Raw genomic sequence first — 17,441 nt, 5'->3', positions numbered from 1 at the left:
ATGCTGAGGATCGAGAGCCGGTGACCGCGACCGTCGACGTCATCGTTCCGGTGTACGGCAACTGGGAGCTCACGCGGTCCTGCCTCGAGCACCTGCGGCGACAGTCCGCCGCGCACAACGTGATCGTGGTCGACGACGCGGGGCCCGACGACACCGTCTCCCGGCTGCGCGACGGCTACCCGGAGGTCACGGTGGTCGCGCTCGAACGCAATCTCGGCTTCGCCGGAGCCTGCAACGCGGGCATCCGTGCCGGATCCGGTGAGATCGTGATCCTGGTCAACAACGACGTCGATGCAGCCCCCGACCTCGTCGAACGGCTCGCGGCCGCTCTCGGGGATCCCAGCGTCGGCAGCGCCTGCCCCCTGCTGCTCAAGCCCGACGGCCGCGTCGATGCGTACGGGATCTGCGCCGACCCGACCATGGCGGGATTCGTGCGATTCAACGGCGCCACCGTCGCGGAGGCGCTGGCGAAACGCCCGTCGACGCGTCTGCTCGGACCCTACGGGGCGGTGGCCGCCTACCGGCGGGCTGCCCTCGACGACGTCGGACTGCTCGACGAGGGCATCGTGATGTACGGAGAAGAGCTCGATCTCGCCCTTCGGCTCAGCGCCGGCGGGTGGCGTTCGGTCCTGGTCCCGGAGGCCAGGGGTGTGCACCTCGGCGGCGCGACGTCCGGTCGCGGGTCGGCCTCGCAGCGCAGGAAGGCCGGCTTCGGCAGGGGCTACCTGCTGCGCGCGTACGGGGTGCTCGGCAGCCGGTACGGCATCCGAGCCGTGGTCACCGAGGCGATCGTCTGCGTCGGTGACCTCGTGCTCTCCCGCGACATCGCCTCGACGACGGGCCGTCTGGCCGGATGGCGCGCGGGCCGATCGACCTTCGTGCGGCCCGGCCGGGTCCCCGGCGTCGATCGCGGAATCGGCTTCACCGAGTCGCTGCGTCTCCGCATCGGTGACCGGAGAGCGTGACGATGACGACCGATCTTCCCCCGGAACTGCGGCTGAAAAGCGCAGCACTCTCGCTGATCACGCTGGTCGGCGGCGTATCGCTCGCGGTCATCCCCGCCGCGACCGTGTCGATCTCGTCGCGGGTGTTCCCCATCCAGGAGCAGGGATGGATCGCCGTCGCCGTGCTCCTGGGCACGTTCTTCGGCCAGGTCACCTTCGCCGTCGTCGTCGAGTCGCGGCTGAGCTCCGCCGGCACCGACCGGCGCGTCACCTTTCCGCTGTGGCTGGCCGGGCTCTCCGTGCTCACGGCCATCGTCATCGCCATCGAGTACCAGAACGCCGTGGTGCTCTGCGTCGGCCTGCCGATCCTGCTCGCCTCACTCGAGGTGGGACGCGGAGTCTCGGTCGCCGAACGGCTCGACATCCGCGAGATGTGGGCGGCCGTCTCCGTCGGCGCGGGAGCGCTCATCGGAGTGCTGTCGGCGTTCGCGGGTCAGCTGTGGGGGCTCATCCCGCTGGTCACCGGAATCGTGATCGCCACGATCATCCGTTCGCTCCCTGTCTCACACAAGGCCAGCAGGCCGGAGCCGCGCGTCATGGCCTGGGTCGTGGCCGACGTGTCGATCACCGGCGGAATCTACCCGCTGCTCAACGCGACGATCCTCGCCCTGCTCGGTCCTGTCCCCGCCGTGCTGTTCACATCGATCTCGACCGTCTCCGGCCTGCTCGCGATCCCCCTCAACTTCATGCGCCTGCGCCTGCTCAAGCAGCATTCGACCCTCGACATCGTGGTCTCCGCGGTGTCGGTGGCCGGAGCGATCGTCGTGATCTTCGTCTGCGAGTTCCTCGGTGTCTTCGAGTACATCTTCGCCCAGGCCTGGACCCTCGAGGCGACGCTGGTGCCCCTGTTCATCGCGTGCCTCTGGCGCGCCGCGTCACTCGCGACGACCATTCCGTTCGCCGCGCTGCGCCGCATGGGCCAGGCCAAGCTCCTCACTGTGCTCCGGGCCACCGTCGCTGTCGTCACGTTCGGGGGCGCACTCGCGGTCATCGCCCTGAACAGCCTGTCGTGGATCTTCGCGGTGCTGCTCGCCGGCGAACTGCTGCAGGCGCTGCTCTATGAGATCGCCCGACGACGCCAGGTCGCGCGCGCCCCCGTGGTGGAGGCCTCGTGACTCGCGTGCTCGTCGACCTCCTGTTCTACACGGGCAAGAGGGGAGGCATGGAGTCGTACGTGCGCAACCTGTATCGCGAACTCGGCACCGTCGGATCGGGGCTGGAATTCGTCGGCTACGCCTCGACCGAACTGGCGGCGTCGGACACGTCGTGGTTCCCCGGTGAGATGGTCGACAGCGGCATCAGCGGGGAGAACCGCATCTCGTGGGTGCGAGGAGAGCTGGCTGCGGTACCGCGTGCGGCCCGGCGACTCGGCGCAGACCTCATCCACTCCCCGGCGAACATCGGTCCGCGGCGTTCGGCGGTCCCCGTCGTACTCACCGTCCACGACCTGCTTCCCTTCCGGCATCCGGAATGGGTGCGGGGACCGTACGCTCCCGTGCTCCGCGCGCTGGTGCGCGGAGCCGCGCGATCGGCCGCCCGCGTGCTCACGGTGAGCCGGGCATCCGGTGACGACATCGAACGCGTCCTCGGCGTGCCGCCCGAACGCGTCGACGTGATCCCTCTCGCCGGTGCCGCCCCACGCGTGCCGCCATCAGACGTGCAACGCAGCGAGCGCCTGCTGCTGAGCGTCGGCAACCGCATGCCGCACAAGAACTTCGGGATGCTGCTCGAAGCCATCGCGCTTCTCCCCGACCGGGAGCGACCGCAACTCGTCATCACCGGCAGCCACGGCGACGACCCGCTCGTGCCGATCGTCGAACGGCTCGGGCTCACCGCGAACGTGCGGCTCCTCGGCTGGGTTCCCGACGACGAACTCGAACGTCTTTACAGCGAGGCCAGCCTCGTCGTCTTTCCCACCCTCTTCGAAGGCTTCGGCCTCCCTGTACTCGAGGCCATGGCGCACGGCTGCCCCGTCGTCTGCTCCAACCTTCCGGTGCTCCGGGAGATCGGTGGCAGCGCCGCCGTCTACATCGATCCGGCGAGCGCGACGGGACTCGCGCACACCATCCGCCGACTGCTCGACGACCCCGCGAAGCGCGCCGAACTGTCCGAACTCGGTCGCGAACGCGCCGCCGGGTTCACCTGGACCGCCGCTGCCGTCGGCACCGCGCGCAGCTTTCAGCGCGCCCTCGAGGCGTCATAACGCGCGAGCAGCTCATCCACGGACCGCCCGAGGTTCTGGGTCTCGCGGGCGCGGGCGAACCAGTCCAGCGTCGACTCCCGAAGAGCTTCGCCCCCGTCGAGTGCCGCGAGGATCGCCGAACCCAGGTCTGCTGCAGAGGCGGACCGTGCAATGAAACCGTTGACCCCGTCGTGCACGAGTTCGGCGGCGGCATTGTCCTGCCCCGCGACCACGACGCTCGGCGTGCCGCCTGCCGCAGCCTCGGCGACGACCAGCCCGAACCCCTCGCGTCGGGATGGGTTCACGAGCACGGCGGCCGAAGCCATCAGCCGGTCGAGCTCCGCGTCGTCGACGCGACCGGCGATCACGACGGCATCGCCCACCCCGGATGCGGTGACGGCGTCACGAAGCCGCGGCGTCTCCGGCCCGGAGCCCGCGATCACGAGCCGCACATCGCCGCGCGACCGGCGCACGAATGCGAGGGCAGCCGGAAGCTTTGTCAGCTGCTTGTCCGGGATGTGGCGCCCCGCGAACAGCGCGAGACCGGGATCGACCGGAACTGTACCGGCGTTCCCGGGCGTTCCGGCCAGGTCGAGGAGCCCGAGCACGAGCGGGCGGCTACGGCGCCGATAGCGTCGCACGCGGGCGCCTGTGAAGGCACTGTTGACGGTCATGTCGTCAGCCATCCGCAGCCCGGCGAACTGGAGCAGGAAGGCGACGGAGCCGACGAGCGCGCCGGAGTATTCGCGCCACTTGCGCCAGGACCAGACTTCGAGCCAGTCGCTGACGATGCGCGTCCGCGACCCGAGCAGGGCCGCCCAGGCGCCGAAGACGTTCAGCACCGGGAGGGCGCTCACGATGACCAGGTCGTATTCACCCCGGTGACGCCGCAGGTGTGCGAACAGGGCACGGGCGAACCCGACCGCGGCCCGGGTGAGCCGCCCGCCTGTGTCGTCGTAGATCGTGCCCGTCCAGACCGGCACGATCCGGAACGGGGCATGCGGCGCTTCCCCTTCCCACTGCCTGCGGGTGAGGTAGTCGACGTGATGGCCCCGCTCGACCAGCAGTTCTGCCATTCTGCGATAGACGCGTTCGCCGCCTCCGGTATTCACCGGGTACAGGCAGTCGTACGCAATGGCGACCCGCAGTCTAGCCATGGTCTGCCGCCGTCAGAACCGCTCCGGTGTCTTCGCGAGCCGCGATCCGGCGCGCCTGGAAACCGAGCCAGAGCACGAAGCCTGTCATCGCGAGCGCATAAAGCCCGACCAGTGCCTCCCAGCCGAGCGGGGGCTGCCAGTCCGGGTGGAACATGGCGCCGATTCCCGCGCCGAAGCCGGTGACGAAGCGACGCAGCACGGCGAAGAAGCCGACGACGCCGTACACGCCGGCGAGCCCGAGCCCGATCCAGCTGACACGCACCGACAGGAAAGCGAGCCGTGCGCCGGCCGGTGCCGACAGCATCCACGCTGCGAGCAACGGTATGGCCAGGAAGAGGAACAGTCCGTATCGCCCCTGCCAGATGAGGCCGGTACGGCTGATCGTGATGGCCTGGACGACGGCGGGGATGAGGATGGTCGCCACGAGCACCGACAGCACGACGATCGCCGACCGCCGGTCCGTTCCCGTGATGGCGAGCACGACGATGACCCCGATCGCGATCGAGATGACGGCGTAGAGGATCCAGGGAAGCGGGGTGTCGAGCCAGCCGAAGACACCGAGCTGCTGCTGGAGGAAATTCGGCGTGAACCGGATCATCGCGGCGAACCCCGAGAGGAATCCCTTGCCGACGAGGGGTGCGTCGGCCTTTCCGGCCTGTGCACCCACACCGCCTGTGGCGAGTGTCCAGACGCCGGCGAACAGGGTCCCTGCGGCGATGGCGGCGATCCAGCTGTAGTTGCGTGCCCGCGTGAAGAACGCTCGTGCTGCTCGACGCCCGGTGATCGCGACGCACGCAGCGACGACGACGACCAGCCAGAGCGGGCCGACCGATCGAGCGTTCGCGAGCACGATGGATGAGAGGGTGACGATCAGCCACAGGTACCACGCCGGCAGGGAGCTCCAGGCGGCCTCGAGCCGGTCGTCGTGCCGTTCGAGCAGGCGCAGCAGGGATGCCCACAGTGCGGCCGCCGCCGCGATCTCGACACCGTTCGGGTTCACCGAGCCGACGAGATAGAGCACCATGGGTCCGGCGACCAGGAGGAGCCCGAGCGGGAGCCAGCGGCTGCGGATCGACGACAGCGCCGACTGGAATGCCCAGGCAAGAAAGGCAGCGCCGAGCAGGCCGCTCACGATCCTCATCGCATACACGCCGACGGCGCCGTTGTCGGTGAACAGGCTCGGCCAGCCGACGAGGTAGTAGTAGATCGGGTTGTACGCACCGACCCAGTTCTCGAAGTAGTCGTTGCCGGTGCCGTCGCCGAAAGTGGCGGTGCAGTGGGCCGAGTGGGTGGGGACGAAGAGATAGCACATCGCTGAGTGGTTGTAGTGGTAGCCGGGCGGAAGGTCCACCACCAGGTACTTCTTTCCTGCTTCTGCCGCTCCGACCAGCTCGCCGCGAACCTGTGCGATCGCTTTCGTCGCGTGCGCGTTCTCGTCGGGAACCGAGAACAGCGGGCTGGCGAGCCCCCACAGGCTGGCGAGCACAGCGATGAAGGCGAACGGGATCCAGAACAGGCGGGCGGAATGCGACCGGGCCGATGCCGGTGCGACGTCCGTCGCGCTCACACGCCCGGCGTTCCGGTCAGGTGGGCTTCCCACGCTGAACGCACGATCTCCTCGAGCCCGCGTTCGGCCCGCCAGCCGAGCTTCTCGGCGATCAGAGCGGCAGAAGCCACCACGCGGGCGGGGTCGCCCGGCCGCCTGGGGTGCACCTCAGGTGTCAGGGTCGAGCCCGCGACGGTGAGGATCTCGTCGACCATGGCCCGCACGCTCGTGCCCTCACCGGTTCCGACGTTGAACACCTCGTGACCCGTCGCGCCGGCGGCCAGGTGGTCGAGCGCTGCGATATGGGCATCGGCGAGGTCGAGCACGTGCACATAGTCGCGTACGCACGTGCCATCGGGAGTCGGGTAGTCGTCGCCGAAGATCACCGGCGGCAGCCCCGCGTCGAGGCGCTGGAAGACCATGGGAACAAGGTTGAGGACCGCGCGATCGGCCAGATCGGCCCAGCCTGCGCCTCCCACGTTGAAGTAACGGAGGCTGACGGCGGACAGCCCTGAGCCGAAGGCCGCGTCGTCGATGAGCTGTTCGCCGATGAGCTTCGTTCGGCCGTACGGGTTCACCGGCCGGGTGGTCGCCGACTCGGCGACCGAATCGCCCTCGACCGCGCCATAGACCGCTGCGGACGAGGAGAAGACCAGTTTCGACACACTCGCGGACTCCATCGCCAGGAGGAGGTTCGCCAGCGAGCCGACGTTCTGCGAGTAATACCAGGCGGGCCGCTGCACCGACTCGTGCACCTGTTTGCGGGCGGCCAAATGGAGGACGGCATCGATGCGCTCCTCGCGGAGCACATCCCCGAGGATCGAGGGAGCTGTGTCGGACGCAAGGTCGAGCCTCACCAGGCGCGCGCCGCCCAGGCGGTCGGTGAAACCTGTCGAAAGGTCGTCGACCACCACGACCGCGTCTCCGCGATCCCCCAGCAGCCGGGCGACGTGCGAGCCGATGTAGCCGGCTCCGCCGGTGATCAGGGTCCGCATATCACCGATCCTAGGGGATGGGCTGCTGACTTCCTGCGGTGTCCACAGGGTGTTCGACCACCGGTTCGACGGTCGCTCCGGCCGACTCGGGCGGGGGCGCCTGGAGGATCGCGAGCTGGCGTGCGAGTTCGGTGATCTGCCGCTCCGTGTTGCGATAGCGGCGCTGCACGAGGATCGAGTTGCCGATGAACACCACGATCAGGCCGTAGAGCAGCAGGTCGGTTCCGCGACCGACGCCGACGAAGTGCGCCACCTCGTTGACGGCCACCGGAAAGATCACGGCGAGGACGGTCACCCCGAGGAGGGCGACCATGACGAGCCGGCGGATCGCTGCATGGCGGACCCCCCGCCCCGGGAGCATCAGGAAGACGGCGAAGGCGGCGAACGCCAGCACCAGGATGACCTTGATCACGAATTGCCCGTTGTCCACGATGGCTCCTATTTCAAGAAGAGATCGCTGAGGATGTTCACGGAGTTCCACACGGACTGCCCCTTCGAGCGCGAATAGTCGGTGTAGACGACGTGGACGGGCGCTTCGGCCCACCTCAGCTTGTTGCGGCCGATCTCCGAAACGATCTCGGAGGCGTGGGCCATGCGGTTCTGGGTGATGGCGATGGTCTCCGCCGCGTGGCGGTTGAGGGCGCGGAGGCCGTTGTGCGCATCCGTCAGCCTGACACCGGTACTGAGCCGCTCGAACAGGACGCCCAACTTGAGGACGACGCGCTTCAGCGGCGCGACAGAGGTGCGGCCGTCGAGGAAGCGCGAGCCGACCACGATGTCGAGAGGCTGGGAGTCGAGCATCTTCACCATGACGAGCGCGTCGTCGACCAGGTGCTGGCCGTCGGCGTCGAACGTGACGAAATAGTCGGCCTGCGGGTCGCGCAGCGCGTAGTCGAGCCCGGTGCGCAGGGATGCACCCTGGCCGAGATTGATGGGATGCCGTACCACGACGGCGCCGGCGGCCGTCGCCTCCGCAACGGACGCATCCGAACTGCCGTCGTCGACGCAGACGATCTTCGGGAACGTGGCGCGCGCCTGTTCGACGACCGCGCGGACCACCGGGGCTTCGTTGAAGAGGGGGACCACGAGCCAGGTACGCTGCTCGACGGGCGTGCTGATGGTGACTCCTCGGTAGATGGGCTCGCGCGCTGGCTGCCACCGATGAGGTCGGCGCAGCCTGACGGACTGCTGCAATCCTATCCGGACCCTCCTGATGAGGCCCTGTGCACGCGCTGCCCGGCCGGCCGGACCCCGGTCCCGCAGAGGTACACATGATAGTTTCGTTGCGGAACCGCCCGGCTTCCGACCCGTTCCCACCGAGAGGACCCGACGCGTTGGTCTTTATTGCACCCGAGGCCGACGTGTCGAACGAGGCCACGATCGGCGAAGGCACCAAGATCTGGCATCTTGCACAGGTGCGCGAGGGCGTGCGCATGGGCCGCGACTGCATCATCGGCCGCGGCGCTTACATCGGCCCCGGCGTCGTGATGGGCGACAACTGCAAGGTCCAGAACTACGGCCTGGTCTACGAGCCGGCCGTGCTCGAAGACGGGGTGTTCATCGGTCCGGCCGTTGTGCTCACCAATGACACCTACCCCCGTGCCGTGACGCCGGACGGCGGCCTGAAGAGCGCCCACGATTGGACGCCTGTCGGTGTCACGATCCGTGAGGGCGCTTCCATCGGCGCCCGCGCCGTCTGCATCGCGCCGGTCACCATCGGCCGCTGGGCGACGGTGGCCGCCGGCGCCGTCGTCACCAAGGACGTGCAGGACTTCGCCCTCGTCGCCGGGGTACCCGCCCGCCGGATCCGCTGGGTCGGCCGGGCCGGCGTGCCGCTCGAGGCCGACGGCGACGAGTGGGTGTGCCCATCGACCGGCGCCCGCTACCGCGAAGAGAACGACGAACTGAAAGAGGTTTCCGCATGAGCAAGCAGCTGGAGTTCATCCCGGCCGCCAAACCGATCATCGGCGATGAGGAGCGGGCGGCGGTCGACGCCGTTCTCGTCTCCGGCATGCTCGCGCAGGGTGCCGAAGTCGCCGCGTTCGAGACGGAATTCTCCACGCACCTCGTGGACGGACGCCACGCTGTCGCCGTCAACTCGGGCACCGCCGGCCTGCACCTCGGTCTCCTGGCGGCAGGGGTCGGCCCGGGCGACGAGGTCATCGTGCCGTCGTTCACCTTCGCTGCGACGGCCAATTCCGTCGCGCTGACCGGCGCGACCCCCGTCTTCGCCGACATCGAGCCCGACTACTTCGCCCTCGACCCCGCATCGGTCGCATCCGTCATCACCGACCGTACGGTCGGCATCATGCCCGTGCACCTCTACGGCCACCCGGCCGACGTCGTCGCGCTCGGAGACCTGGCTTCGAGCGCCGGACTGCAGCTCTTCGAAGACGCAGCCCAGGCCCACGGCGCCACCAGGGCCGGCGTGCCCGTCGGAGCCTTCGGCTCGTTCGCCATGTTCAGCCTCTACCCGACCAAGAACATGACCTCCGGCGAAGGCGGCATCGTCACGACCGGCAGCGACGAGGTCGCCCGCAGGCTCCGGCTGCTGCGCAACCAGGGCATGGAGAAGCAGTACGAGAACGAGATCGTCGGCTTCAACGCGCGCATGACGAACCTGCACGCCGCGATCGGTCGCGTGCAGCTGACGAAGATCGACGGCTGGACGAAGCAGCGCCAGGAGAACGCCGCCTTCTTCGATGCGGAACTCGAGGGCGTCGTTACTCCGCCGGTCGCGGCCGACGCCACCCACGTCTACCACCAGTACACGATCCGCGTGAGCGACGACCGCGACGGCCTCGCGAAGGCGCTGCGCGACGAATACGCGATCGGCAGCGGCGTGTACTACCCGATCCCGAACCACCGCCTCCCGTCCTTCCAGCGCACCGAAGACCTGCCCGAGACCGAGCGTGCCGCTGCGGAAGTGCTGTCGCTGCCCGTTCACCCGTCCCTCTCGCGCGGCGACCTCGAGCGCATCGTCACGGCGGTCAACGCTCTCGCGAAGGCGGGCTCGTGATGGGCGACCTGAGGATCGGGCTCGTCGGCCTGGGAATGATGGGGCGCCACCACGCACGCGTGATCCGCGAGACCGACGGCGTCGTTCTCGTCGGCGTCGCCGACGCGATGGGCGACCCGCACCGGGTCGCGGGCGACCTTGCGGTGTCGGATTCGATCGAGGACCTGCTGGCGCTCGGCATCGACGCCGCCGTGGTCGCCGTTCCGACCGCATTTCACGAAGACCTCGCCCTCCGTCTGGCGGATGCCGGCGTGCACGCCCTCGTCGAGAAGCCCATCTCGGGCGACGTGGCGTCGAGTGAGCGCATCGTCGAGGCGTTCGAATCCCGCGGGCTCGTCGGTGCAGTCGGACACATCGAGCGTTACAACCCCGCACTGCAGAACCTCCGCGAGCGCATCGAAGCCGGTGAACTCGGCGAGGTCTACCAGATCGCGACGCGCAGGCAGGGCCCGTTCCCGGCTCGGATCGCCGACGTCGGCGTCGTCAAGGACCTCGCGACCCACGACATCGACCTCACCTCCTGGCTCGCCCAGAGCCCGTTCGCGACCGTTTCGGCGCACACCACACTGCGCAGCGGTCGTGAGTTCGAGGACATGGTCTCGTTCACCGCGCGCCTGAAGAACAACGTGATCACCAACCACCTGGTGAACTGGCTTTCGCCGATGAAGGAGCGGGTCACCGTCGTCACCGGCGAGCGCGGCGCGTTCGTGGCAGACACGATCGGCGGCGACCTCACGTTCTTCGAGAACGGCACCGTGAAGAACACCGAGTGGGAGTCCGTCATGGCGTTCCGCGGTGTCTCCGAGGGGACCATGCTGCGCTACGCACTCACCAAACGCGAGCCGCTGCGGCTCGAGCACGAGGCGTTCCGCGACGCGATCCTCGGTCGTGGCGGCAACATCGTGACGATGCGCGAAGGCCTCGCGAATGTCCGCGTCGCCGAGGCCGTGCTCACCTCGGCGAACCAGTCGAGGACGGTGAACGTCGCAGAGTGAGCCGGGCCACCCCGCGTATCGTCATCGCGACGCGGCTCTACGCGCCTGAAGTCGGCGCCGCCTCGTTCCGTCTCCGGGCGCTCGCACGGGGTCTTGCAGCGTCGGGAGCGACGGTTCGCGTCGTCACGACCACACCCCCGCCGGGCTCCGCTCCGGAGCCGGTCGACCCGGGCGTATCGACGGCTCGCGCCTCGGTGCTGAGGGATGCCGGTGGCAATGTGCGCGGGTACGTGCAGTACCTGAGTTTCGACATCCCCCTGTTCTTCCGCCTCTTGTTCGCACGCGCCGACCTCGTCGTCTCCGAGCCTCCCCCGACGACGGGTCTCGTCGTCGCCGTGACCTCGTGGCTGCACAGGCGCCCGTACGTCTACTACGCGGCCGACGTGTGGACCGACGGCCTCATCGCCCTGGGCGCACCGAAGCCGGTCGTCGCGGTGATGCGCCGCGTCGAAGGGTTCGTGATGCGGCGTGCGGCCGCGGTGATCGCCGTCTCCGACGAGGTCGCCGAGAAAGTGCGATCGTTCGGCGTGGCCGGAGACCGGGTCAGCTCGATCGGCAACGGGGTGGACACGGAAGTCTTCCGTCCGGATGGACCGGTGGCCGACACGGTCTCACCGACGTTCGTCTACACGGGTGCGATGTCGGAGTGGCAGGGCCCGACGGTATTCGTCGAGGCCATGCCGCGCATCCTCGAGGAATACCCGACCGCGAACATCCAGTTCTTCGGGCAGGGCGTCGAGGAGCCCGCGATCCGGGCGACCGCCGAACGGCTCGGCCTCACCAGCGTGCACGTGCGCGGTGTGATCCCCCCGGCCGAGACGGCGCAGTGGATCCGGGGGGCGACGGCCGCACTGGCGAGCATCCGCCCCGGGGTCGGCTACGACTTCGCGAAGCCGACGAAGACATACGCTGCCGCCGCCTGCGGTACGCCTGTCGTCTTCGCCGGGATCGGTGTCGGCGCGCAGCTGGTCGAGGAGAACGATCTCGGGTGGCGCGCCGCGTTCGAGCCCGCGGCGGTCGCAGACGCCATGCTCGCCGCTGTGCGCGCCGAAGAGGGCGGCCAGTCGGCCCTGTCCAGCGCGGCGCGCGTGGCCTGGGTTCGCAGCAACGCCTCCATCGCGGCGACCGGACACCGGGCCGCCGAGGTCGTTCTGGATGCGCTCAGGAGCCGATCGCGCGCTCGATGAGCACGTCGACGACGCGCTCGGCCGCGCTGCCGTCTCCGTAGGGAGCCGCATCGGTGTCGAGCGGCCGTGCCCGTTCCACCGCCTCGGCGAGACGATCGACGTCTGCACCGACCAGCACGTTCCAGCCCAGCTCGACCGTCTCGACCCATTCCGTCTCGGGGCGCACCGTCGTGCACGGCACCCGTAGCAGGAACGCCTCCTTCTGCAGGCCGCCGGAGTCGGTGACGACCCCCCGGCTGCCGCTCACCGCACGGACCAGGTCAGGATAGGCGAGCGGCGACGTGAGCACGATGGAGCCGCGATCGAGTGACACGCCGGCGTTTGCGGCCGCGGCGACCAGTCGCGGATGCGCGAGCAGGAGCACCGGCCGGTCGAGCGCGGCGAGGCCGGCCACGATGCGCTCCAGGCGCGGCGCGTCATCGGTGTTGTCCGGCCTGTGGATGGTCGCGACATAGTATTCGCCGGCCGTGAGCCCGTGGGGCGCGGCCGGGTTCTCGGCGAGCGCCGAATCCCGCACGCGGAACAGGACATCCGTCATCACGTCGCCCACGAGAACGCTGCGGTCGGCGAGCCCTTCATCGGCAAGGTGCTTCATGGCGACCTCGGTCGGAGCAAGCAGAAGGTCGGCCGCGTGGTCGGTGAGCACGCGGTTGTGCTCTTCGGGCATCCGCCGGTTGAACGAGCGCAGCCCCGACTCGAGGTGCGCGAGCGGAAGGTGCAGCTTGACGGCCGCCAGCGCGGCAGCGATGGTCGAATTCGTGTCCCCGTAGACGAGCACCCAGTCCGGCCGGTACTCCTCGAACACCGGCTCCAGGCCGGCGAGCATGGCACCGGTCTGCGCCCCGTGCTTTCCCGAACCGACGGCAAGGTTGACGTCGGGGGCCGGGATGCCGAGGTCGCGGAAGAAGACATCGCTCATGAGCTCGTCGTAATGCTGGCCGGTGTGGACCACGACGTGGTCGACGCGGCCGGCCATCGCCGACGAGATCGGGGCCAGTTTGACGAATTGAGGACGGGCGCCGACGACGCTCAGGACACGCATGCGACAAGCCTATTCGCAGGGCAGTCCATCGACCTCATCGGGCCGGGCGCTTCCGCAGAGCGCTCGAGCCCAGCCAGGCCTCACTCATCACCTCGGCAGCAGCGAAGCCGTCGTGAAGGCGGCCGACGAACCGCTCGCCGAGAAGTGCCGTGCGCCTAGCACCGTCGCGATCGGCGATGAGACCCCGGACCACGTCGCCGACGGTCTCGACATTCGCCTCGACGATGGGCAGTTCCATGCCCGCCCGCTCCTCGACCCGCGCGCGGACGTGCTTCGAGACCTGGCCGACGACCACGCGGCCTGCCGAGAGCGCCTCGCACGCCGCGACACCGTAGCTGCCGATACGGAACTGGTCCAGCACGATATCCGCATCCCGGATGGTGTCCGGCATCGTCTCCCACGGCACGCCTTCGAGGCGCCGGTACTCGATCAGGCCTTCGAGCTCGAGCTCACGCAGGCGGGGCTCGATGAGATCGCTGCCCTTGATGGACGACGCGCTGGGAGAGTGCACGACCACGGGGCGGTCCCTCTCCATCGGGTCGGCGCCGCGGTTCCAGCGCTGGGTGTCGACGACCACCGGACACCAGATGCCGAAGGGAACGTCGTCGAGGAGGTCGGGCGTCGAGACGAACACCGGTCCGTTGAAGGCCCCGAGACGGGCGACGAACTCCGCTGCACGGCGTTCAGCAGACCTGCTGTAGAGCGAACGATCGGAGTACGGGGACCATTGGTGGTTCTCCCGATGGCGCGTGTGCTGCCGCACGTCGGTGCCGTGGCACATCATCGCCACGTTCACGCCGGACCCGGCGAGCGTCGCAGCTTCGACGAACGCATCCTGGCCGAACAGCGTTCCGAAGAGCGGGCGACCGCTCTCGATCATGGCGTGCGAGAACCCGCGGACGTACTCGAGCTGCTGCCTCTGCCACTGCTCCGAGCCCATATACACACGTAACGGCACCTCGATGTCGGCGGCGAAGCGGATCATCCCGGGAACGTCGACGACCATGTTGACCGCGCGCGTGTCCAGGCGCCCCCGCTCTGCGGCAGCGGCCCACTCGCGGCCCTGGCCCGCATAGTTCGCAGGACCGATGTAGAGCCGCGTGGGCTCGCCGGAGAGAACGGGATTGACACCGGGAGCGCCGTCACGGGCACCGATGACCCGATAGGCGATGCCGCCGAGCAGGGTGTTCGGCCGCGCGATCGCCCAGTCGAGGGCGGAGGTCGCGACACGGGGAAGGCGATGACGGTTCGCCGCTGCCCGCCTCGCTGCCGAGGAGGCCAGCGATTTCAGGGGGTTCGCCATCCTCCGACCGTGTCCTTCCCGCCGTGAGGCGCGCTCTCGTCCAATCGCGTCGTCAGTCGCGAATAGGATTGACAGCCTAGACAATATCGACGATCAACGTATTCAGGGACCTCTTCGCACATGAGAATCGCGGTTATCGCACTGGGAAAGATCGGACTGCCGCTCGCGGTGCAGTTCGCCACGAAGGGCCACGACGTCGTCGGGGTCGACGTGAATGCGCGAACCGTCGAACTCGTCAATGCCGGCGTCGAACCGTTCCCGGGCGAAGCCGGTCTGGCCGGGCTCCTGGCCGACGTCGTCGCTTCCGGCAACCTGCGGGCGACGACCGATTATGCCGACGCCGTTCCCGGCGCGGACGCCGTCGTCGTCGTGGTGCCGCTCTTCGTGGACCTCGACGCCCGGCCCGACTGGGGATGGATGGATGCCGCCACGAAATCCCTCGCGGCCACGCTCACCCCCGGCACCCTCGTCTCCTACGAGACGACCCTGCCCGTCGGCACCACCCGCACCCGCTGGAAGCCGCTCATCGAATCGACCTCTGGCCTCGTCGAGGGAGTGGACTTCGACATCGTCTTCTCCCCCGAGCGGGTGCTCTCCGGACGCATCTTCGAAGACCTGCGCAAGTATCCGAAGCTCATCGGCGGCCTCTCCCCGGCCGGCGCCGAAAAGGCCGCACAGTTCTACCGCGAGGTCCTCGACTTCGACGAGCGCACCGACCTGCCCCGCCCGAACGGGGTCTGGGACCTCGGGTCGGCCGAGGCTGCCGAGTTCGCGAAGCTGGCCGAGACCACCTACCGCGATGTGAACATCGGCCTGGCGAACCAGTTCGCCCGCTTCGCCGAGCGTGCGGGAATCGATGTCTACCAGGTGATCGACGCGTCGAACTCGCAGCCGTACAGCCACATCCACCGGCCGGGTATCGCCGTCGGCGGCCACTGCATCCCCGTCTACCCCCGCCTCTACCTCTGGAACGACCCCGACGCGACCATCGTCAAGGCGGCACGCGAAGCGAATTCTGCGATGCCGGCTCACGCCGTCTCGATGCTCGAGGGGGCGTACGGCTCGATCGCAGGTGCGCGGGTCGTCGTGCTCGGCGCGGCGTACCGTGGCGGAGTCAAGGAGACCGCGTTCTCGGGCGTGTTCCCCACCGTCGAGGCGCTCCGTACACGGCACGCCGTGCCGCTGGTGCACGACCCGCTCTACTCCGACGACGAACTCCGCGATCTCGGATTCGAGCCGTACCACTTCGGCGAGGCCGTCGACGCCGCCATCGTCCAGACGGATCACGGTGACTACCGCACCACGGGACCAGACGACCTTCCCGGCGTGAAGGCGCTGATCGACGGTCGGCGCGTGAGCACCCCGGACGCCTGGCCCGGGGTGACCTACCGCGTCATCGGCGTCGCCTAAGCGATCGCCCGAGCGGTCGCCGGCGATCGCCGGTCGACGTCGACCTCGTCGAGGACGATGAAACCCGCCTGCGCCTCGGCTTCCACTTCGCGAGGCTGAGAAGTCAAGGCGAAATACACCGCCGCTGCGAATGCGAGAGAGCCGACGATCCACACGGCCATCGGCGGCACCGGTGTGTTCCACCACCAGTGCTCGAGGTGGTTAAGGTTCCAGTCGTAGACATAGAAGCCTGAGATATACCGCTGCATCGTGTCGTGGAGTGCTGCAGACTGCGCGACGCTCACCCCGATCACGATAACGAGCGTCTGCAATCTGGTGAAGACGACAAGCCTGGCCCCGACCTGCAGGAGTGCGACGCCCGCGAAGATGATCACGAGCGGCATGATGTAGCGCGGCTGCACCTCCTGGGTGACAATCGCGTGGCTCTTGTAAAGGATGTAGCCCGGGATCGCGAAGAGGGCGACAAGCCCGATCACCAACGCCGTGAGCTTGCGCGCCGACCACGACGCGATCCCCGTGAACGTCGCAGCGCCGAATGCGAGGATTCCAATGGTCGAGGTGATGGCAGGCACCCACGTGTCCAGCCAGCCGAGGCGCCACGTACCAAGGACCCCCGCCCAGAGCGAGGGCGTCCAGAGGAGGTTGTACCAGATCAAGCCGGCGCCGTTGACCGCCCCAGCCGTGTGCATACCGGTGAGTCCGTTTGAAGCCACCCCTGACTGATTGGAGAGCAGGTAGAAGAGCCCGGCCACGATCACAATGCCCAGAGGCAGGATTGCTTTCAACCAGAAAGCCCTCGTCCTCGCCATCGTCATCACGAGCGCTATGACGACACCGATAACCGCGTAGATCGCGGCATCCGCCCTCGCCCCGGCTCCCATGACAGCAGCGACGAGCGCGAGAACGCCGAGCGCGATGCTGCGCCACCCCTTCTGTTCGAAGTACCCGACGAGCGCAAGCCAGAGACTGCCTGCAGAAATGAGCGCCCACGCACTCGGGTTGTTCGACGCGATGAGGAACGCACCCAGTGGCACGATGACGATCGACCAGGTCCACGCGAGGGTGCGGCGCCTGCTCGGGGACAGGAGAAAATAGAGCAAGCTTGTGATGCCGACGAAGAGGATCACGTTGATGGCCCGCATGAGAAGGATAGAGAAGGTGAAGTTCGTACTCGCGAACAACCCCATCGTCGCGTAGTAGAGGGGCGGGTACGACCCCGTCGAATTGACGTGCGAGATCGTGACCATCGAGTCGGGCGCGAGTCCGTCGACAGGGCAGGTCTCAACGCTGCCCACGAAATGTCGGCTGCACGGTGTCTGGCCGACCGCCCAGGGTACAGTGCGCTCGTTCGGGTGCCCCGGAACCGACTCGCACAGCCCGGGGCGCTCCCCCAGCCCGCACCAGATGCTCGCCAGATGGTAGTCGTCGTCTGGACTGGAAGCGATCGGCGACGCGAACACCCAGCACAGCAGAGCGATGAGGGTGAAGACGGGGACGAGGAGGATTGGTCTGAAACGCCGAGTGCGCTTCAGGGGTGTTTCGGTCGATTGCACCAGTGAATACTATCCGCTCGATTATGGGCGAACGCTGCACCCGCCCGG

General features: G+C 68.4%; 16 protein-coding genes. 8 read left to right on the top strand and 8 right to left on the bottom strand.

Annotated elements, in window-relative coordinates:
* The first annotated feature begins 20 nt into the window (after positions 1-20).
* Genes ACPPVQ_RS06530 through ACPPVQ_RS06520 form a run of 3 tightly spaced genes read left to right on the top strand, consistent with a single transcriptional unit; the run spans position 21 to position 3,207 of the window.
* The gene (locus ACPPVQ_RS06530; RefSeq protein WP_426519823.1) at positions 21-965 is read left to right on the top strand and encodes a glycosyltransferase family 2 protein; all 945 of its coding nucleotides are present in this window, start codon (positions 21-23) and stop codon (positions 963-965) included.
* Complete coding sequence (locus tag ACPPVQ_RS06525) at positions 962-2,119, top strand: hypothetical protein (RefSeq protein ID WP_426519821.1); 1,158 nt, start codon at positions 962-964, stop codon at positions 2,117-2,119. The genes ACPPVQ_RS06530 and ACPPVQ_RS06525 overlap by 4 nt, the downstream gene beginning before the upstream one ends.
* Entirely contained in the window at positions 2,116-3,207 is a 1,092-nt protein-coding gene (locus tag ACPPVQ_RS06520) for a glycosyltransferase family 4 protein (RefSeq protein WP_426519820.1), read from the top strand. The genes ACPPVQ_RS06525 and ACPPVQ_RS06520 overlap by 4 nt, the downstream gene beginning before the upstream one ends.
* Here the strand turns inward: ACPPVQ_RS06520 and ACPPVQ_RS06515 are convergent.
* Genes ACPPVQ_RS06515 through ACPPVQ_RS06495 form a run of 5 tightly spaced genes read right to left on the bottom strand, consistent with a single transcriptional unit; the run spans position 3,183 to position 7,970 of the window.
* A complete protein-coding gene (locus tag ACPPVQ_RS06515; RefSeq protein ID WP_426519819.1) occupies positions 3,183-4,343 on the bottom strand; it encodes a glycosyltransferase family 4 protein in 1,161 nt (386 codons plus the stop codon). The two genes, ACPPVQ_RS06520 and ACPPVQ_RS06515, sit on opposite strands and share 25 nt — an antisense overlap.
* Positions 4,336-5,910, bottom strand: coding sequence for a DUF2142 domain-containing protein (locus ACPPVQ_RS06510; RefSeq protein WP_426519818.1), 1,575 nt, complete (start codon positions 5,908-5,910; stop codon positions 4,336-4,338). Before ACPPVQ_RS06510 ends, ACPPVQ_RS06515 begins: the two co-directional genes overlap by 8 nt.
* Positions 5,907-6,884 (bottom strand): UDP-glucose 4-epimerase GalE, encoded by a 978-nt coding sequence (gene galE, locus ACPPVQ_RS06505; protein WP_426519817.1) that lies wholly within the window; start codon positions 6,882-6,884, stop codon positions 5,907-5,909. The genes ACPPVQ_RS06510 and galE overlap by 4 nt, the downstream gene beginning before the upstream one ends.
* 10 nt (positions 6,885-6,894) lie before the next feature.
* The gene (locus tag ACPPVQ_RS06500) at positions 6,895-7,314 is read right to left on the bottom strand and encodes a DUF2304 domain-containing protein (protein WP_426519815.1); all 420 of its coding nucleotides are present in this window, start codon (positions 7,312-7,314) and stop codon (positions 6,895-6,897) included.
* A gap of 8 nt (positions 7,315-7,322) precedes the next feature.
* Positions 7,323-7,970, bottom strand: coding sequence for a glycosyltransferase family 2 protein (locus ACPPVQ_RS06495; protein WP_426519813.1), 648 nt, complete (start codon positions 7,968-7,970; stop codon positions 7,323-7,325).
* A gap of 248 nt (positions 7,971-8,218) precedes the next feature.
* On the opposite strand from ACPPVQ_RS06495, the gene ACPPVQ_RS06490 reads away from it, so the two are divergent.
* From ACPPVQ_RS06490 to ACPPVQ_RS06475, 4 genes are read left to right on the top strand one after another with little or no spacing between them, the layout of a single operon-like run.
* On the top strand, positions 8,219-8,809 hold the full coding sequence (locus tag ACPPVQ_RS06490) for a DapH/DapD/GlmU-related protein (protein WP_426519811.1): 591 nt from the start codon (positions 8,219-8,221) through the stop codon (positions 8,807-8,809).
* Positions 8,806-9,903, top strand: a complete 1,098-nt coding sequence (locus tag ACPPVQ_RS06485) for a DegT/DnrJ/EryC1/StrS family aminotransferase (protein ID WP_426519809.1) — start codon at positions 8,806-8,808, stop codon at positions 9,901-9,903. Before ACPPVQ_RS06490 ends, ACPPVQ_RS06485 begins: the two co-directional genes overlap by 4 nt.
* The gene (locus ACPPVQ_RS06480) at positions 9,903-10,898 is read left to right on the top strand and encodes a Gfo/Idh/MocA family protein (RefSeq protein ID WP_426519807.1); all 996 of its coding nucleotides are present in this window, start codon (positions 9,903-9,905) and stop codon (positions 10,896-10,898) included. The genes ACPPVQ_RS06485 and ACPPVQ_RS06480 overlap by 1 nt, the downstream gene beginning before the upstream one ends.
* A complete protein-coding gene (locus ACPPVQ_RS06475) occupies positions 10,895-12,085 on the top strand; it encodes a glycosyltransferase family 4 protein (RefSeq protein ID WP_426519805.1) in 1,191 nt (396 codons plus the stop codon). Before ACPPVQ_RS06480 ends, ACPPVQ_RS06475 begins: the two co-directional genes overlap by 4 nt.
* Here ACPPVQ_RS06475 and wecB read toward each other — a convergent pair.
* Both wecB and ACPPVQ_RS06465 read right to left on the bottom strand, forming a co-directional pair.
* Entirely contained in the window at positions 12,060-13,127 is a 1,068-nt protein-coding gene (gene wecB / locus ACPPVQ_RS06470; protein WP_426519803.1) for a non-hydrolyzing UDP-N-acetylglucosamine 2-epimerase, read from the bottom strand. The genes ACPPVQ_RS06475 and wecB overlap by 26 nt on opposite strands.
* A 34-nt stretch (positions 13,128-13,161) precedes the next feature.
* A complete protein-coding gene (locus ACPPVQ_RS06465; RefSeq protein WP_426519799.1) occupies positions 13,162-14,430 on the bottom strand; it encodes a hypothetical protein in 1,269 nt (422 codons plus the stop codon).
* A 120-nt stretch (positions 14,431-14,550) separates the two neighbouring features.
* Between ACPPVQ_RS06465 and ACPPVQ_RS06460 the strand changes: the two genes are divergently transcribed.
* Entirely contained in the window at positions 14,551-15,840 is a 1,290-nt protein-coding gene (locus ACPPVQ_RS06460; protein ID WP_426519797.1) for a nucleotide sugar dehydrogenase, read from the top strand.
* Here ACPPVQ_RS06460 and ACPPVQ_RS06455 read toward each other — a convergent pair.
* Positions 15,837-17,393: a DUF2142 domain-containing protein gene (locus ACPPVQ_RS06455; protein WP_426519795.1), complete on the bottom strand. Its 1,557-nt coding sequence runs from the start codon at positions 17,391-17,393 to the stop codon at positions 15,837-15,839. The genes ACPPVQ_RS06460 and ACPPVQ_RS06455 overlap by 4 nt on opposite strands.
* Positions 17,394-17,441 lie beyond the last annotated feature (48 nt).

It is taken from the genome of Leifsonia sp. McL0618, from assembly GCF_049994905.1.
Classification (GTDB): Bacteria; Actinomycetota; Actinomycetes; order Actinomycetales; family Microbacteriaceae; genus Diaminobutyricibacter.
This window is presented reverse-complemented; position numbering and strand designations above follow the sequence as displayed.